Origin of the sequence: Methylobacterium sp. J-077 (assembly GCF_022829365.1) — a bacterium.
GTDB lineage: Bacteria > Pseudomonadota > Alphaproteobacteria > Rhizobiales > Beijerinckiaceae > Methylobacterium.
Window position 1 is genome coordinate 1 of record NZ_JAKSYJ010000245.1, and the last position, 262, is coordinate 262.

The 262-nt window shown below is 66.8% G+C and carries 1 protein-coding gene; it reads right to left on the minus strand.

From position 1 onward, the window contains the following. Window positions 1-24: 24 nt before the first annotated feature. The coding region (locus MKL11_RS31045) for an aspartate/glutamate racemase family protein (protein ID WP_243950865.1) at window positions 25-262 on the minus strand (238 nt) is incomplete at its 5' end.

A 262-nucleotide genomic window follows, 5' to 3' on the forward strand; every position in this document is an offset into this window, starting at 1 on the left:
TCGAGAAGCCTCAGTCGCTCCCCATCAGAAATCGTCGTGGGCGATCCTTCTGGCGAGAGCCTCCGGCAGGCCTTGGGTCGGCTTTGCAGGTGGCCTGCTGAAGGTACCAGTCTCGGCTTTTCGGGGGCGGAGCGCGATAAGGGCCTCCGCTTGCTTCACTGCCGCAGCGATGGGATCGACCACCGGTACGGGAATCCGATCCGCGACCCGCGGCGCGAGCCCGGCAAGTGGTGCCCCGGCGAGGATGACGACATCGGCCTGG